Annotated in this window: 16 protein-coding genes; 4 read left to right on the top strand and 12 right to left on the bottom strand. The window is 70.3% G+C overall.

Going from position 1 to position 15,169, the window contains the following annotated elements:
• Window positions 1-16 precede the first annotated feature (16 nt).
• Genes IM787_RS10250 through IM787_RS10230 form a run of 5 tightly spaced genes read right to left on the bottom strand, consistent with a single transcriptional unit; the run spans window position 17 to window position 5,381 of the window.
• Window positions 17-478, bottom strand: a complete 462-nt coding sequence (locus IM787_RS10250; RefSeq protein ID WP_193676574.1) for a SixA phosphatase family protein — start codon at window positions 476-478, stop codon at window positions 17-19.
• A complete protein-coding gene (gene ppk1, locus IM787_RS10245; protein ID WP_193676573.1) occupies window positions 469-2,559 on the bottom strand; it encodes a polyphosphate kinase 1 in 2,091 nt (696 codons plus the stop codon). The genes IM787_RS10250 and ppk1 overlap by 10 nt, the downstream gene beginning before the upstream one ends.
• Before the next feature lie 53 nt (window positions 2,560-2,612).
• Window positions 2,613-3,695, bottom strand: coding sequence for a glycosyltransferase family 4 protein (locus tag IM787_RS10240; RefSeq protein WP_193676572.1), 1,083 nt, complete (start codon window positions 3,693-3,695; stop codon window positions 2,613-2,615).
• Window positions 3,692-4,552 (bottom strand): UDP-2,3-diacylglucosamine diphosphatase, encoded by an 861-nt coding sequence (locus tag IM787_RS10235; RefSeq protein ID WP_193676571.1) that lies wholly within the window; start codon window positions 4,550-4,552, stop codon window positions 3,692-3,694. Before IM787_RS10235 ends, IM787_RS10240 begins: the two co-directional genes overlap by 4 nt.
• 1 nt (window position 4,553) lies before the next feature.
• Window positions 4,554-5,381 carry a GNAT family N-acetyltransferase gene (locus IM787_RS10230; RefSeq protein ID WP_193676570.1) on the bottom strand — a complete coding sequence of 276 codons (828 nt, stop codon included), beginning with the start codon at window positions 5,379-5,381 and terminating at the stop codon, window positions 4,554-4,556.
• 129 nt (window positions 5,382-5,510) lie between these two features.
• On the opposite strand from IM787_RS10230, the gene IM787_RS10225 reads away from it, so the two are divergent.
• The 4 genes from IM787_RS10225 (at window position 5,511) to arsB (ending at window position 8,000) form a co-directional block, all read left to right on the top strand.
• Window positions 5,511-5,834, top strand: coding sequence for an ArsR/SmtB family transcription factor (locus tag IM787_RS10225; protein WP_193676569.1), 324 nt, complete (start codon window positions 5,511-5,513; stop codon window positions 5,832-5,834).
• Window positions 5,835-5,858: 24 nt separating this feature from the next.
• A complete protein-coding gene (locus IM787_RS10220) occupies window positions 5,859-6,335 on the top strand; it encodes an ArsI/CadI family heavy metal resistance metalloenzyme (protein ID WP_193676568.1) in 477 nt (158 codons plus the stop codon).
• Window positions 6,336-6,414: 79 nt separating this feature from the next.
• Entirely contained in the window at window positions 6,415-6,918 is a 504-nt protein-coding gene (locus IM787_RS10215; RefSeq protein WP_193676567.1) for an arsenate reductase ArsC, read from the top strand.
• Window positions 6,915-8,000, top strand: coding sequence for an ACR3 family arsenite efflux transporter (gene arsB / locus IM787_RS10210; protein ID WP_193676566.1), 1,086 nt, complete (start codon window positions 6,915-6,917; stop codon window positions 7,998-8,000). The genes IM787_RS10215 and arsB overlap by 4 nt, the downstream gene beginning before the upstream one ends.
• Here the strand turns inward: arsB and IM787_RS10205 are convergent.
• The 7 genes from IM787_RS10205 to ftsH all read right to left on the bottom strand — a co-directional run bounded on the left by IM787_RS10205 (window position 7,921) and on the right by ftsH (window position 15,059).
• Complete coding sequence (locus IM787_RS10205) at window positions 7,921-8,709, bottom strand: alpha/beta fold hydrolase (protein WP_193676565.1); 789 nt, start codon at window positions 8,707-8,709, stop codon at window positions 7,921-7,923. The genes arsB and IM787_RS10205 overlap by 80 nt on opposite strands.
• The gene (locus tag IM787_RS10200; protein ID WP_193676564.1) at window positions 8,706-9,707 is read right to left on the bottom strand and encodes a M14 family zinc carboxypeptidase; all 1,002 of its coding nucleotides are present in this window, start codon (window positions 9,705-9,707) and stop codon (window positions 8,706-8,708) included. Before IM787_RS10200 ends, IM787_RS10205 begins: the two co-directional genes overlap by 4 nt.
• Before the next feature lie 82 nt (window positions 9,708-9,789).
• Entirely contained in the window at window positions 9,790-10,272 is a 483-nt protein-coding gene (locus IM787_RS10195) for a hypothetical protein (protein WP_193676563.1), read from the bottom strand.
• An 87-nt stretch (window positions 10,273-10,359) separates the two neighbouring features.
• Window positions 10,360-10,902: an MOSC domain-containing protein gene (locus IM787_RS10190; protein WP_193676562.1), complete on the bottom strand. Its 543-nt coding sequence runs from the start codon at window positions 10,900-10,902 to the stop codon at window positions 10,360-10,362.
• On the bottom strand, window positions 10,899-12,233 hold the full coding sequence (gene glmM / locus IM787_RS10185) for a phosphoglucosamine mutase (protein WP_193676561.1): 1,335 nt from the start codon (window positions 12,231-12,233) through the stop codon (window positions 10,899-10,901). Before glmM ends, IM787_RS10190 begins: the two co-directional genes overlap by 4 nt.
• Complete coding sequence (folP, locus tag IM787_RS10180) at window positions 12,230-13,081, bottom strand: dihydropteroate synthase (protein WP_193676560.1); 852 nt, start codon at window positions 13,079-13,081, stop codon at window positions 12,230-12,232. Before folP ends, glmM begins: the two co-directional genes overlap by 4 nt.
• A 73-nt stretch (window positions 13,082-13,154) precedes the next feature.
• On the bottom strand, window positions 13,155-15,059 hold the full coding sequence (gene ftsH, locus IM787_RS10175; protein WP_193676559.1) for an ATP-dependent zinc metalloprotease FtsH: 1,905 nt from the start codon (window positions 15,057-15,059) through the stop codon (window positions 13,155-13,157).
• Window positions 15,060-15,169 lie beyond the last annotated feature (110 nt).

The raw sequence follows: 15,169 nt of genomic DNA, 5'->3' as shown, positions 1-15,169 counted from the left end.
CGCGCGACGCCGCGGCTCAGACCGTCTCGGGGTTCACCACCGCCCAGAGCAGCGTCTGCTCCTGGCCGTCGCGCTCGCGCGTGCGCAGCCACCAGACCGCCCCCTTGCGGATCGCGCAGTGGCCGCCTTCGATGCGCAGCAGCTGCGCGAGCGCCTGGCCCAGCGCCGGCTGGTGGCCGACGACCATCACCGCCTGCTTGGCATGCGGCCACTGCGCGGCCTCCAGCAGGTCGGCCGGCGTCGCGCCCGGCTGCAGCTGGTCCCGCAGCTTGTACTTGCGCCCCAGCGCGCTCACGGTCTGCTCGCAGCGCACCGCGGGGCTGCTCTGGATGCGCGCCCCGTCGGGCAGGTGCCGGTCCAGCCAGGCGGCGACCCTTGCGGCCTGCTTCTCGCCGCGCGCCGTGAGCGCGCGTTCCAGGTCGGACAGGCCTTCGCGCTCGTCCTCGGCTTCGGCGTGGCGCCAGAAGATCAGGTCCATGTCGGCGGCTCCTCCTCGCCCGGCGGGGCGGCGTAGCGGTCCATCAGCGCGGCCTGCGCGCCATGTCCGCGCGGCTCCTCGGCGCCCTTGACGCGCTTGTAGCTGCCGTCCGGCTGCAGGTCCCAGGCGTCGCGGTTGTCGTGCAGGTAGGCCAGCAGGCACTCGTCGACGATGCGCTGGCGCAGCTGCGGGTCGGTCACCGGCCAGGCCAGTTCGACCCGGCGCAGCATGTTGCGGTTCATCCAGTCGGCGCTGGAAAGGTAAAGGTGTTCCTGCTTGCCGGCCCGGAAGTAGAAGACCCGCGAATGCTCCAGGAACCGGCCGATGACGGAGCGCACGCGGATGTTCTCCGACAGCCCCGGCACGCCGGCCGGCAGCATGCAGGCCCCGCGCACGATCAGGTCGATCTTCGCGCCCTGCCGGTTGGCGCGCACCAGCGCCTCCATCAGCGGCTCGTCGGTCAGCGCGTTCATCTTGAGCACGATGCGCCCGTCCAGGCCCTCGGCGGCCGCGGCGCCGACGAGATCCACCATCTCCATCATCCGCCGCTGCAGGTGGAAGGGCGCGATCCAGACCTGGTGAAGCTTCGGCAGCCGGCTTTGGCTGGCCAGGTGCACGAACACCTGCTCCACGTCGGCGGTGAGTTGCGGGTCGGCGGTGAGGTGGCTCAGGTCGGTGTAGAGCCGCGCGGAGCGCGGGTTGTAGTTGCCGGTCGAGAGGTGGGCGTAGCGCACCAGCTTCTGTCCTTCACGCCGGGTCACCAGCAGCATCTTGGCGTGCGTCTTGAGGCCGACGACGCCGTAGACCACCTGCGCCCCCACCTTCTCCAGGGCCTCGGCCCAGTTGATGTTCGCTTCCTCGTCGAAGCGGGCCTTGAGCTCCACCACGACCGTCACTTCCTTGCCCAGGCGCACGGCCTCCCGCAGCAGCTCCATCATCTGCGAGTCGTTGCCGGTGCGGTAGATGGTCTGCTTGATCGCGAGCACCTGCGGGTCGTTCACCGCCTCGCGCAGGAAGGCCAGCACGCCGTCGAAACTCTCGTACGGCTGGTGGATCAGGACGTCGCGCTTCTTCAGCTGCTCGAAGATCGGCCGGCCGGGCACCAGCCCGCGCGGGAAGCCCGGCGTGTGGACGGGAAAGAGCAGTTTCGGCGCGTCGACCAGGTCGATCATCTGCTGCAGGCGCACCAGGTTCACCGGACCGTGCACGCGGTACAGCGCGTCCTCCGGCAGGCCGAACTGCCGCAGCAGGAAGTCGGAGAGGTGTTCCGAGCAGCCGGCCGAAACCTCCAGCCGCACCGCCTGGCCGTAGTGCCTCTGCTGCAGGCCCAGCCGGAGCGCCGTGCGCAGGTTGCGCACCTCTTCCTCGCCGACCGCGACGTCGGAGTGGCGCGTCAGCCGGAACTGCGAGAACTGCCCGACCTCGCGGCCCGGGAACAGCAGGTCCAGGTGCGCGCGGATCACGCTCGACAGCGACACCAGCAGCCTGCGCTTGCCGGACACGGCGGCGGGCATGGGGATCAGCCGGGGCAGCACGCGCGGCACCTTGACGATGGCGATCTCGTTCTCGCGGCCGAAGGCATCCTTGCCGGACAGCCGCACGATGAAGTTGAGCGACTTGTTGGCGACCTGCGGGAACGGGTGCGCGGGGTCGAGGCCGACCGGGATCAGCAGTGGCCGCACCTGCTTCTCGAAGTGGTCGTGCACCCAGGCCTTCTGCTTCGCATCGCGCTCGCCGTGCGAAACGATCGCGATCCCGTGGCGCGCGAACGCCGGCATCAGCTGCTCGTTGTAGACGGCGTACTGGCGCTCGACCAGTGCGTGGGCGGCTGCCGCCAGCTTCTGGAAGCTGCGCACGGTGTACGGGCCCTTGAGCTCGCCGGCCTGGGCGGCGGAAAGGTGGTCGGCCGCGCGCACCTCGAAGAACTCGTCGAGGTTGGAGGAGACGATGGTCAGGAACCGCAGCCGCTCGAGCAGCGGCACGTCGTCCCGCAACGCCCAGTCGAGCACCCGCTCATTGAAGGCCAGGATGCTATGGTCGCGGTCGAGGAAGGGAACGTGCTTGGGCGCGGCGTCGCACATGGCGGCGGATGGATGACGGTTTCGTGGCAGTTTCGAGCCCGGTTATGACGGCCTCATGACAGTCCCGTGACGGCCGCCGGCGTCCCGCCGCTGGGCGCGGCCCGCCGTGCGGGGACGAGGAAGCTCGCGAACAGCGCCGACGCCTCGCCCCAGCTGAAGTCCAGCGCCCGCAGGCGCGCGTCGTGGCGCGACACCGACAAGGCGGTGCCGGTGGCGCGCCGCAGGTCCTCGTGCATGGCGCCGCCGAGGCGGCCGGTGCCGTCCTCGTCGGGCTGCTCCAGCACGGTCAGGGGGCCGTCGACGGGATAGGCGGCCACGGGCGTCCCGCAGGACATGGCCTCCACCATGACCAGGCCGAAAGTGTCGGCCCGGCTGGGAAAGACGAACACGTCGGCGGCCGCATACAGCTTCGCGAGTTCGGGCCGGGGCAGCAGGCCCACCCAATGCACGTGCGGGTACTTCTGCTTGAGCGCCGCCTCCACCGGCCCGACGCCGCACACGACCTTGGTCCCGGGAAAGTTCATCTCCAGGAAGGCGGAGATGTTCTTCTCGTACGAGACGCGGCCCACGAACAGCGCGACCGGGCGCGAGGCGTTCTCCAGGCCGGGGAAGGTGCCGGGTTCGGGCCGGAACGCGAACAGGTCGGTGTCGACGCCGTGGGTCCAGGCGCGCAGGTTGCGGAAGCCGCGCGCCTGCAGTCCTTCCAGCACGCTGCGCGTCGGCACCATCACGCCGGACGAAGGCGCGTGGAAGTGGCGGAACAAGGCATAGCCCCAGGCGAGCGGCAGCTTCACGGCCGCGTTCGCGATCTCGGGGAACTTGGTGTGGAAGGCGGTCGTGAAGGCCAGGCCGCGGCGCAGGCAGTAGCGCCGCGCGGCCCAGCCGAGCGGTCCTTCGGTCGCGATGTGGATGGCATCCGGCTGGAAGGCATCCAGCTTGTCGGCCACCGGCCGGCCCGGCGACACCGCGAGGTCGATGCCGGGGTAGCCGGGGCACGGACGGGTCGGGAACTGCCCGGGGTCGATCACCTGCACCTGGTGCCCGCCCGCGCGCAGGTGGCGCACCAGTTCCAGCAGCGTCGTGACGACGCCGTTCACCTGGGGCGTCCAGGCGTCGGTGACCAATGCGATCTTCATGCGGCCTCCACCAGGGCGCGGTGCCCCACGGGTTGGGATTCGGCGGGCTGCCACAGCACCAGTTCCAGCCGGCCGTCGAAGTGTTCGACCAGCGCGGTGCGGCTTTCGACCCAGTCGCCGTCGTTGCAGTAGAGGACGCCGTCGATCTCGCGCATCTCGGCGCGATGGATGTGGCCGCAGACCACGCCGTCGTGGCCGAGCCGCCGGGCCTCGTGCGCCACCGCGCGTTCGAAGTCGGTCACGTAGTTCAGCGCCTTCTTCACCTTGTGCTTCAGGTAGGCGGAGAGCGACCAGTACGGCAGCCCGAACCACTGCCGCGCGCGGTTGACGTGCCGGTTCATGCGCAGCGTCCACTCGTACATGGCATCGCCCACGAAGGCCAGCCACTTCGCGCACTGGATGACGCCGTCGAAGCGGTCGCCGTGCACGACCCACAGCCGCTGCCCGGTGGCCGTGACGTGCACCGCCTCCTCGCGGACCTCGATGCCGCCGAAATGGTGGCCGTCGAACTGGCGGGCGAACTCATCGTGGTTACCCGGCACATAGACGACGCGGCAGCCCTTGCGCGCCCGCCGCAGGAGCTTCTGCACCACGTCGTTGTGCGACTGCGGCCAGTACCAGCGCTTGCGCAGCTGCCAGCCGTCGACGATGTCGCCGACGAGGTAGAGCGTGTCGCTGGGATGCGCCTTCAGGAAGTCGAGCAGCGGCCCGGCCTGGCAGCCGGCCGTCCCCAGGTGGATGTCGGAGATGAAGATGGCGCGGTAGCGCAAGGCCCCCGGCGCGTCATCGCCCTCGTCCGCCGCGGAGGGTCGGAAAGCGTCGACCAGGAACCCCGAGGCGTCGAAGGCGGCACGCATGTCAGGTCCCCAGGAAGTGCTTGCGGTACCGGGGCGCCAGGTCCTGGATGCGCATCAGCATCGGCAGGTCCGCCGTGTTGAAGTCCGGGTCCCAGGCCGGCGGGCCCAGCACCTTGGCGCCCAGGCGCAGGTAACCCTTGATCAGCGCGGGCGGCTCCACCGGCAGGCTGCCGTCCAGTTGCTCCACCGGCAGCGGCAGGCGGGGCGTGACCTGGTGCTCGATCGGCGCCAGGTGCGTCTGCCGCAGCTGCTGCCAGACGCTGGCCGCGGTGTCGCCGCTGACGACGCCGTTGTGCAGCATCGGGATGCTGGCGCAGCCGATCATGGTGTCCAGGGCGTTGCGCTGCATGAAGCTGCCGAGCGCGCCCCACAGCGCCAGGATCACCCCGCCCTGCCGATGCCGCGCGTCGACGCAGCTGCGCCCGAGTTCCACCATGCGTTCGCGCAGCTGCCGCAGCCGCCACAGGTCGAACTCGCCGTCCGAGTAGAAGCTGCCGACGCGGCGCGCCTGCGCGGGAGTGAGCACCCGGTAGGTGCCGATCACTTCGCCGCTGGCCTCGTCGCGCACCAGCAGGTGCTCGCAGTATTCGTCGAACAGGTCCACGTCGTGGCCGGCGACCGCCGTGTCCAGCCGCGCGCCCATCTCTTCGGAGAACACGCGGAAGCGCAGCCGCTGCGCCTCCCTCACTTCGTCCAGGTGGCGCGCCCAGGTGACGGCGAGGCCGCCAGTGCGCGCCGCAGCCGCCGGAGCAGTCTCAGGACGGTGAAGCGACCCCCGGGGCAGGGCTTGCGGCGAGAAGGGCAGCGTGGGCTGGGGCAGATCGTTCATGACGGCTCCTGCGTGGATGTGAAGGAGTCTGCTGCCCCGCAATGACCGCCGCATGGCAGTTCCGTGGCAGCTTCATGACGTCGTGCGGACGACGATTCCACTTTTCCCGAAATACAGTATCATCGGCACATGACCGAATCCGACGTCGTCAAGTCGCTCGCCGCGCTGGCCCAGCCCGTGCGGCTGCAGGTGTTCCGCGCCCTCGTCATCGCCGGGCCCCGCGGCATGACGCCCTCCACCATGGCGGAGGGGCTGGGCATCGCCGCCAGCTCGCTGTCCTTCCACCTCAAGGAACTCGCCAACGCGGGCCTGGTGACGCAGGAACGGGCCAGCCGCAACCTGATCTACCGCGCCGCCTTCGATCGCATGAACGCGTTGCTCGGATACCTCACCGAGAACTGCTGCGAAGGCGCCGCATGCGCCGTCGACCCGGCCGCCGCCTGCGGCTGCTGAATCCCACCCCCCCAAGGAGCTGACATGCGATTCCACGTCCACGGCCACGTCGAAGACCTCCAGGCGAGCATCGCCTTCTACTCCCGCATGTTCGGCGCGGCGCCGGTGCGCACCGAGACCGACTACGCGAAGTGGCACCTGGAGAACCCGCGCCTGAACTTCGCCATCAGCACGCGCGGCTCGGCACCGGGCGTCGACCATCTCGGCTTCCAGGCCGATACGCCACAGGAACTGGCGGAGCTGAAGGCACGCGCGCAGGCGGCCGATGCGCCCGTCCTCGACGAGGGCGCCACCACCTGCTGCTATGCGAAGAGCGACAAGCACTGGGTCACCGATCCGCAGGGCATCGCCTGGGAGCACTTCCAGACCCTGGGCGACATCCCGGTGTTCGGCGAATCGCGCAAGGCGGCCCCGCCGCAAGCCGCGGACGCATCCGCCTGCTGCGCTCCGCGCGGCAAGCCCGTGGGCATCCCGGTGAACGCCGGCTCCGCCTGCTGCTGAAAGGCCTTGCCTGCGCCTCTCCGCTCGAGAGCCTCGACCGCCTCGCCGTCCAGAAACAGGTGCGTGCCATCGCCCGTCCATGACCACCCACGTCCTCATCCTCTGCACGCACAACTCCGCGCGCAGCGTCCTCGCCGAGGGCATGCTGAACCACCTCGCGGCCCGCCTGGGCCGCGACGTGCGCGCGCACAGCGCCGGCAGCGCGCCCGGCGGCCGCATCAACCCCTTCGCGCTCGAAGCGCTGCGCAACGCCGGCGTCGCGGCCGACGGCTTCCGCAGCAAGAGCTGGGACGAGTTCACGACGTCCGACGCGCCGCCACTGTCCATCGTGATCACCGTGTGCGACAGCGCGGCGGCCGAGACCTGCCCTGTCTTCTTCGGCGGCAACGGCCAGCCCGTGAAGGTCCACTGGGGTTACCCCGATCCCTCCAACGCCGAAGGCGGCGAGGAAGGCCGGCGGCGTGCCTTCGAGCTCACGCGCCAGGCGCTCGGCTACCGCATGCTGCAGCTGCTTGCCCTGCCCCTCTCCACCATGGAGCGCCCGCAGCTGCAGCAGGCGCTCGAAGCCATCGCCGGGTCATGACTGCCTCCACCATCGCCGCGGACGCGGCGCCGCCGCCGCGCATCGGCTTTTTCGAACGCTACCTGTCCGTCTGGGTCGGGCTGTGCATCGCCGCGGGCATCCTGCTCGGCCAACTCGCGCCGGGGCTGGCGCGCGCCGTGGCCGCGATGGAAGTGGCGCGCGTGAACATCCCGGTCGGCATCCTCATCTGGGTGATGATCGTCCCGATGCTGTTGAAGATCGACTTCGCGGCGCTCGGGCAGGTGAAGGCGCACGCTCGCGGCATCGGCGTCACGCTCTTCATCAACTGGGCGGTCAAGCCCTTCTCGATGGCGCTGCTGGGCTGGATCTTCATCCGCCACGTCTTCGCGCCGTGGCTGCCCGCCGAACAGATCGACAGCTACATCGCGGGCCTGATCCTGCTGGCGGCCGCGCCCTGCACGGCGATGGTGTTCGTCTGGAGCCAGCTGTGCCGGGGCGACCCGTACTTCACGCTGTCGCAGGTGGCGCTGAACGACGCCATCATGGTCGTCGCGTTCGCGCCCATCGTGGCCCTGCTCCTGGGCCTGTCGTCGATCACCGTGCCCTGGGACACGCTGCTGGCCTCCGTGGGGCTGTACATCGTGGTGCCGGTGCTCATCGCGCAGGCCTGGCGCCGCGCGTTGCTGAAGCGCGGCGTGAAGCACTTCGAGCGCGTGGTCGCACGGCTGGGCCCGCTTTCCATCGCGGCGCTGTTGCTCACGCTCGTCCTGCTGTTCGCCTTCCAGGGCGAGGCGATCCTGCGCCAGCCGCTGGTGATCGCCGTGCTCGCCGTGCCGATCCTCGTGCAGGTGGTGCTGAACTCGGGCCTGGCCTACTGGCTGAATCGCCGCATGGGCGTGCAGCACTGCGTGGCCGGCCCCTCGGCCCTGATCGGTGCCAGCAACTTCTTCGAACTCGCGGTCGCCACGGCGATCAGCCTGTTCGGCTTCCAGTCCGGCGCTGCCCTCGCCACCGTGGTGGGCGTGCTGATCGAGGTCCCCCTCATGCTGGCGGTGGTGGCGGTGGTGAACCGCAGCCAGGGCTGGTACGAGGCGGGGGCCAGTCGCGCAGCTGCGCGATGATCCAGCGCGGGTCGTCCAGCGGCAGGTCGTGGCCCGCACGCGGATGCTCGTGCAGGGGGCAGGCCCAGGCCTGCGCCAGGGCGCGCGAGCAACGCACGTCCACCAGCCGGTCGTGCGTCGACGCCAGCAGCAGCAGTGGAACACCGGGACGGCGGCGAGGCGGCCGGTAGCCGGCCGCGGCCCACAGCTGCCGCCATACGTTCAGGCGCGCCACCGGCGACTCCCGTGCATACCGTGCCCACGCGGCGGCCGTGTCGGCGTCCACCGGCAGGTTGCTGGTCAGGCGCAGGACGCGGCGCTCGCGCGCCTGCGCATCGCGCAGGAGGGACAAGGCGGCAAGTTCCAGCAGGGCCCGCGGCCGCATGCGGTGCCACGGCGGCGAGAAGCGGCCCAGGCTGCTGTTGACGAGAACGCATCCCTGCACTTCCCCGGGATGGCGCAATGCCCATTCCGTGGCCACCATCCCGCCGAGCGAGACGGCGACCAGGACGTACGGCGGCGGATGCGAGGCCGCCACGGCCCGGCGCACGTCCTGCGCGATCCCGTGCAAGGTCGACGGCGTCCGCAGGTGCCGGCGGCTGCCATTGCCCGCGAGGTCCACCGCCACGACCTCGTCGCCCGCCGGCACGCTGGCGGCGAGCAGCCCGCGGAACGCTCCCCAGTGCCGCGCTTCCCGCGCCAGTCCGCGCAGCAGGACCCACGTCGTCATGCGACCGCCGAATACCAGAGCGCCAGCGCGCGGCGGTGATGGGTGGCGCGTGCTTCCGCGTCCGGCAGCCACAAGGCATATCCCGCGGCGGCGCGCAACGCGAAATCCAGCAGCGGCAGGTGCCGGCGCAGCACGCGCTGCTCGCGGTGCGCGATCAGCGGGTTGAAGATGCCGGCGCGCGAGAACAGCTGGCGCGGGTTCTTCTTCACCCAGAGCCAGGAGCCCATCTCCAGCGTGAGCGGCAGGAACACGCCGGCCTGCGAGCGCAGCAGCAGGTGGTCCCAGAGGTCGCCATGCGCCAGGTACTGCCGGCTTTGCGGCTCCACCACGTACGGATGGTGCGAGTGGCTGCGGACGAAGATCTCGTGCAGCGCATGCAGTTCGGCCAGGTGGCGCATGGGCGCCCGGCGGTGCGCGAACGGGAACCAGAGCCGGTCCCGCACGCCGAACCCGGAATGGCAGTCCAGCGCGAGGCTGAAGGGACGGCCCTGCAGCTCCCGCTCGACCCAGGTGCACACCGCGGCGCTTTCCGCTTCCATGCCCTCCCCTGCGCGGCCGCGGTACCACGGAAGGCGTCGCGACAGCCGCTGGCCGCCGACCGGCCAGGGCGCGCCGTCCAACGCATCGAGCGGCGCATTGCGCATCAGGTCGACGCCCCTCGGGTTGGACCGCGTCCCCCGCAGCATCCCGCCGGGATTCACGAGCGGCATGAACAGCACGCGCACCTGCCGCAGAAGCTGGTGCAGCGATGCGTCCCAAGCCAGTCGCGTGACGAGATGGAGCAGGAAGGCGGTCACCACGCGGGCGCCGATCCGCTCCAGTCCGTGCACGCCGCCGAAATAGCCCACGGCCGGGACCGCGGGATCCGGGTTGCCGAGCGTGACCGCGTGCACCGGCAGGCCTGCGCTGTCGCAGGCGACCTCGCTGCGCAGGTGCGCGCCACCGAGGGCGATCACGCGCTCCAGCTCCTCGAGTTCGGGCAGCACCTTGCTTCGCACAGCGCGGCAGCTTAGACGATGCGGCTGTCATGAAAGTGCCATGCAGCGCCGCTGCGCCGCATCCGGCGCGGGCCGCGGCGGCCTAGAAGCGCACGCCGGCGGAAAAGCGCAGGCTGTCCGGCGCGCCCAGCGCACGCATCGGCGACTCGTACGCCAGCCGCAGGTAGGCGTCCTGGAGGTCGTAGCGCACGGCCAGGCCGAGCCGTTCCTGCCCGAGCTGGCGCGTGACGTGCATCGAAAGCGCGCCGCCGCCGGCGAAGCGGTAGCCGCCGCCGACACTCAGGAGGTCGGTGTCCAGGCTGCGGCCCACGCCTACGCGTGCGAACCAGCGGTGCCCGGCTTCCAGCGAGAGGCCGTTGCCGTAGGTGGCACCCGCCGCGGCCAGCCGCACCGGGCCCCAGGCCAGCAGCGGTTCATGGGTGGCGAGCTCCGGCTCCAGCAGCAGCGAAGGCACCGTCAGCGCGTAGTTGGGGGACAGCGCCTGCGCCTGCACGCCGCCCGCGACAGCGACGCCCGCCAGCAGCCAGGGCAGGCAACGGAGGGTGCGACGCGGGGCGGAGGCCATGAAATCAATGTAGACCTGCGGCCGCGCTCCTGCCCAGTGATGGATTTCCTATGTGGCCCGCTCGCGACGGCCGGCCGCCGAACGGTGCTAGACGGGCGCCAGGCTGTGGCGCGGGCCCTGCGGCAACTGCACCACGATGGTGTCCCCGGCCCGCACCACCCCGCCCCGCCGGACCACCGCCATGACGCCCGCCTTGCGCACCAGGGCGCCGGCGGCGTCCCGATCGAGCACGGCGGACGCCAGCCCGGGCTGGAAGCGGTCGATCTGGCTGCAGGGATTGCGCAGGCCGGTCAGTTCCACCTCCGCTGCGTCGCCCAGGCGCAGCACGGTGCCGGCGGGCAGTGCCAGCAGGTCGACGCCGCGCGTGGTGACGTTCTCCCCGAGGTCGCCGGGGAACACGGTGAAGCCGCGTTCCACCAGCTCGTCGAACAGTTCCGCGTGCAGCAGGTGGACCTGCCGCAGGTTGGGGGCCGAGGGATCGCGTTTCACGCGCGAACGGTGCTTCACGGTGGCGCCTGCATGCGCGTCGCCTTCCACGCCCACGCCCTCGACCAGGGTGATCGCTTCTTCGGCGTACTTGCTGAATTCGTGCCCGCTGCTGCGATGCACCGCGAGCACGCTGCCGGTCATACGGCGCGCACCGCCTCGGCCAGGCGCTCGGCGCCGCGTTGCGCGACCTGCGCCTCGCTCGCCTCCACCATCAGTCGCAGCAGCGGTTCGGTGCCGCTGGCGCGGATCAGGACGCGGCCGGCCCCCGCGAGCTCCTTTTCGAGCCGCTCGCATTCGGCCGAAAGCTTCGTGTTCTTCTTCCAGTCCTGCCCGGGCGCCAGCCGCACGTTGATCAGCGTCTGCGGGAACAGCGTCACCTTCTCCAGCAGTTGCGACAGCGTCTTGCCGCTGCGCGCGCACGCCTTGAGCACCTGCAGCGCGCTGATCAGGCCGTCGCCGGTGGTGTGCTTGTCCAGGCACAGCAGGTGGCCCGAGCCCTCGCCGCCGAGGATCCAGCCGCGCTTTTCCAGTTCCTCCAGCACGTAGCGGTCGCCGACCTTGGCCCGCACGAACTCGATGTCCTGCGCCTTCAGCGCGAGTTCGACGGCCATGTTGGTCATGAGCGTGCCCACCGCACCGGGCACGCGCTGCCCCTGGGCGACGCGGTCCATCGCCATCAGGTACAGCAGCTCGTCGCCGTTGTACAGGCGGCCCTGCGCGTCGACCATCTGCAGGCGGTCGGCGTCGCCGTCGAGCGCGATGCCGAAGTCGGCCTGGTTGGCCCGCACCGCGGCGACCAGCGCCTCGGGGTGCGTGGCGCCGACGTGGTCGTTGATGTTCAGGCCATCGGGCGCGCAGCCGATGCAGAACACTTCCGCGCCCAGCTCGTGGAACACCTTGGGCGCGATGTGGTACGCCGCGCCGTGCGCCGAGTCGACGGCGATCTTCATGCCCTTGAGCGTCAGCTCCTGCGAGAAGCTGCTCTTGCAGAACTCGATGTAGCGCCCCGCCGCGTCGTCCAGGCGCCGGGCCTTGCCCAGCGAAGCGGAGTCGGCCCACTGCGGCTTCTCCTCGAGGGCGGCCTCGACCTCGCGCTCCCAGGCGTCCGGCAGCTTGGTGCCCTGCGCGCTGAAGAACTTGATGCCGTTGTCGGGAAAGGCGTTGTGGCTGGCGCTGATCACCACGCCGAGGCTGGCGCGCTGCGCGCGCGTCAGGTACGCCACGCCGGGCGTCGGCAGCGGGCCGAGCAGCACCACGTCGACGCCGGCGGAATTGAAGCCTGACTCCAGCGCGCTTTCCAGCATGTAGCCGGAGATGCGCGTGTCCTTGCCAATCAGCACCGTCGGGCGCTCCTCGGTGCGCTTGAGCACGCGGCCCACGGCGTGCCCCAGGCGCAGCACGAAGTCGGGCGTGATGGGCGGCTCGCCGACCGTGCCACGGATGCCGTCGGTGCCGAAGTAAGTCCTGCTCATGTCGATCTTTCCTGCGGCCCTGCCGCCGATTGCATGGCGCCCCAAACCTTGAGCGCCGCCACTGTCTCCCGCACGTCGTGCACCCGCACCACGCGCGCCCCCCGGTCCGCGGCCAGCAAGGCCGCGGCCACGCTCGCCGGCACGCGCTCGTGCACCGGTGCGCCGGTCACCGTCCCCAGCGAGGACTTGCGCGACCAGCCCGCCAGCAGCACGTGGCCGTCGGCCAGCAACTCCCGCTGGCGCGCCAGCAGGGCGAAGTTCTGTGCCACCGTCTTGCCGAAGCCGATGCCCGGGTCCCAGCAGATGCGGTCCTGCGCCACGCCGCGTTCCCGCAGCACCGCGCTGCGCTCGCGCAGGAACGCCAGCACTTGCGGCACCGCATCGCCCTCCATCGGCGCACGCTGCATCGTCCGCGGTTCGCCGTGCATGTGCATCAGGCAGATGGCGCAGGCGGGATGCGCGGCGACGACGTCCAGCGCGCCGGGCTGGCGCAGCGCGCAGACGTCGTTGACGATGTCGGCGCCGAGGTCCAGCACCTGCCGCATGACCTGCGCCTTGTAGGTGTCCACCGAGACCGGCACGCCCAGCTTCACGGCCTCGCGCACCACCGGCAGCACGCGCGCGAGCTCGTCCTCCATCGACACCGGCGCGATGCCCGGGCGCGTCGACTCGCCGCCCACGTCGAGGATGTCCGCACCCTCGCGCAGCAGCTGCTCGCAATGCGCGAGCGCCGCCCGCGTGCTGGCGAAATGCCCGCCGTCCGAGAAGGAGTCGGGCGTGACGTTGACGATGCCCATCACCAGCGGACGATCGAGGTCCAGGGTGAAGCGGGAGGTCTGCCAGCGCATGGTCGCGATTGTGCGCCAGCCGGAAATGCGCGAAGGGGCCACGAGGGCCCCTTCGGCACGGTTCCGGCGGGATTTACGCGGCGTTCGGTGCCGGGTCGGCACCCACGGCCGGGCCGGAGCCGCCAGCCGGCGGCGTGCGGGGCGTGAAGTCCTTGGGCGGACGCGGCTCCTTGCCGGCCATGATGTCGTCGATCTGCTCGGCGTCGATGGTCTCCCACTCGAGCAGCGCCTTGGCCATGCGGTGCATCTTGTCGCTGTTGTCCTCGATGAGCTTGCGCGCCAGGGCGTACTGCTCGTCGATGATGCGGCGCACCTCGGCGTCGACCTTCTGCATGGTCTGCTCGGAGATGCTGGTGGTCTTGGTGACCGAGCGGCCCAGGAAGACTTCGCCCTCGTTCTCCGCGTACACCATCGGGCCCAGCGCGTCGGTCATGCCGTAGCGCATGACCATGTCGCGCGCCAGGTGGGTCGCGCGCTCGAAGTCGTTGGAAGCGCCGGTGGTCATCTGGTTCATGAACACCTCTTCCGCGATGCGGCCGCCGAACAGCATGCTGATCTGGTTCAGCATGTACTCGCGGTCGTAGCTGTAGCGGTCCTTCTCGGGCAGGCTCATCGTCACCCCCAGCGCGCGGCCGCGCGGGATGATGGTGACCTTGTGCACCGGGTCGCACTTGGGCAGCAGCTTGCCGATGATGGCGTGGCCGGCCTCGTGGTACGCGGTGTTGCGGCGCTCTTCCTCGGGCATGACCATGGACTTGCGCTCGGGGCCCATGATGATCTTGTCCTTGGCCTTCTCGAAGTCCTGCATCTCCACCACGCGCGCGTTGCGGCGGGCGGCCATCAGGGCGGCTTCGTTGCACAGGTTGGCCAGGTCGGCGCCGGACATGCCCGGCGTGCCGCGCGCGATGATCGCGGGGGCGACGTCCTGCCCGATCGGGATCTTGCGCATGTGCACGTTCAGGATCTGCTCGCGGCCGCGGATGTCCGGCAGCGTCACGTAGACCTGGCGGTCGAAGCGGCCGGGGCGCAGCAGCGCGGCGTCGAGGATGTCCGGGCGGTTGGTCGCGGCGACCACGATCACGCCCAGGTTGGTCTCGAAGCCGTCCATCTCGACCAGCATCTGGTTGAGGGTCTGCTCGCGCTCGTCGTTGCCGCCGCCCAGGCCGGCGCCGCGCTGGCGGCCGACCGCGTCGATCTCGTCGATGAAGATGATGCAGGGGGCGTTCTTCTTCGCGTTCTCGAACATGTCGCGCACGCGGGCCGCGCCCACACCGACGAACATCTCGACGAAGTCGGAGCCGGAGATCGAGAAGAACGGCACCTTGGCTTCGCCGGCGATGCCCTTGGCCAGCAGCGTCTTGCCGGTGCCCGGGGGGCCGACCAGCAGCAGGCCGCGCGGGATGCGGCCACCGAGCTTCTGGAATTTCTGCGGGTCCTTCAGGAAGTCGACGACCTCCTTGACCTCTTCCTTGGCCTCGTCGCAACCGGCGACGTCGGCGAAGGTGATCTGGTTGCTGCTCTCGTCGAGCATGCGCGCCTTGCTCTTGCCGAAGCTGAAGGCGCCGCCCTTGCCGCCGCCCTGCATCTGGCGCATGAAGTAGATCCACACCCCGATCAGCAGCAGCATCGGGCCCCAGCTAACCAGCAGGGTCATGAGCAGGGAGCCTTCTTCGCGCGGCTTGACGTCGAACTTGACGCCGTTGGTGATGAGGTCACCGACCAGGCCGCGGTCGAGGTAGGTGGCGGTGGTGCGCACCTTGCGGTCGTCCGTCGTGATCGCCACGATCTCGGTGCCGCCCTGGCCCTCCTGGATGACCGCGTTCTTGATCTGCTTGTTGCGCACCTGCTCCAGGAAGTCCGAGTAGCCGACGACGGAGGCTCCGGCCGCGCCGCGGGTGTCGAACTGCTTGAAGACGGTGAATAACACCAGTGCGATCACCAGCCAGACGGCGATCTTGGAAAACCACTGATTGTTCAAACTGAATCTCCGGGACGGACGAAGGGCCCTTACTGGGCACAAGTGCCGCCCATTCTATGGGTTTCAACGGGTGGAACGATCTAAATTTACTACGCGCTCCATAGGCGGAC

Origin of the sequence: Ramlibacter pallidus (assembly GCF_015070875.1) — a bacterium.
GTDB classification, from domain to species: Bacteria; Pseudomonadota; Gammaproteobacteria; order Burkholderiales; family Burkholderiaceae_C; genus Ramlibacter; species Ramlibacter pallidus.
This window is presented reverse-complemented; position numbering and strand designations above follow the sequence as displayed.

Coding starts and splice junctions, on each gene's coding strand:
- IM787_RS10250 (WP_193676574.1), bottom strand. CDS start 478: ATGGACCTGATCTTCTGGCGCCACGCCGAAGCCGAGGACGAGCGCGAA.
- ppk1 (WP_193676573.1), bottom strand. CDS start 2,559: ATGTGCGACGCCGCGCCCAAGCACGTTCCCTTCCTCGACCGCGACCAT.
- IM787_RS10215 (WP_193676567.1), top strand. CDS start 6,415: ATGACCACCCACGTCCTCATCCTCTGCACGCACAACTCCGCGCGCAGC.
- IM787_RS10225 (WP_193676569.1), top strand. CDS start 5,511: ATGACCGAATCCGACGTCGTCAAGTCGCTCGCCGCGCTGGCCCAGCCC.
- IM787_RS10205 (WP_193676565.1), bottom strand. CDS start 8,709: ATGACGACGTGGGTCCTGCTGCGCGGACTGGCGCGGGAAGCGCGGCAC.
- IM787_RS10220 (WP_193676568.1), top strand. CDS start 5,859: ATGCGATTCCACGTCCACGGCCACGTCGAAGACCTCCAGGCGAGCATC.
- IM787_RS10240 (WP_193676572.1), bottom strand. CDS start 3,695: ATGAAGATCGCATTGGTCACCGACGCCTGGACGCCCCAGGTGAACGGC.
- folP (WP_193676560.1), bottom strand. CDS start 13,081: ATGCGCTGGCAGACCTCCCGCTTCACCCTGGACCTCGATCGTCCGCTG.
- IM787_RS10230 (WP_193676570.1), bottom strand. CDS start 5,381: ATGAACGATCTGCCCCAGCCCACGCTGCCCTTCTCGCCGCAAGCCCTG.
- arsB (WP_193676566.1), top strand. CDS start 6,915: ATGACTGCCTCCACCATCGCCGCGGACGCGGCGCCGCCGCCGCGCATC.
- IM787_RS10235 (WP_193676571.1), bottom strand. CDS start 4,552: ATGCGTGCCGCCTTCGACGCCTCGGGGTTCCTGGTCGACGCTTTCCGA.
- glmM (WP_193676561.1), bottom strand. CDS start 12,233: ATGAGCAGGACTTACTTCGGCACCGACGGCATCCGTGGCACGGTCGGC.
- IM787_RS10195 (WP_193676563.1), bottom strand. CDS start 10,272: ATGGCCTCCGCCCCGCGTCGCACCCTCCGTTGCCTGCCCTGGCTGCTG.
- IM787_RS10190 (WP_193676562.1), bottom strand. CDS start 10,902: ATGACCGGCAGCGTGCTCGCGGTGCATCGCAGCAGCGGGCACGAATTC.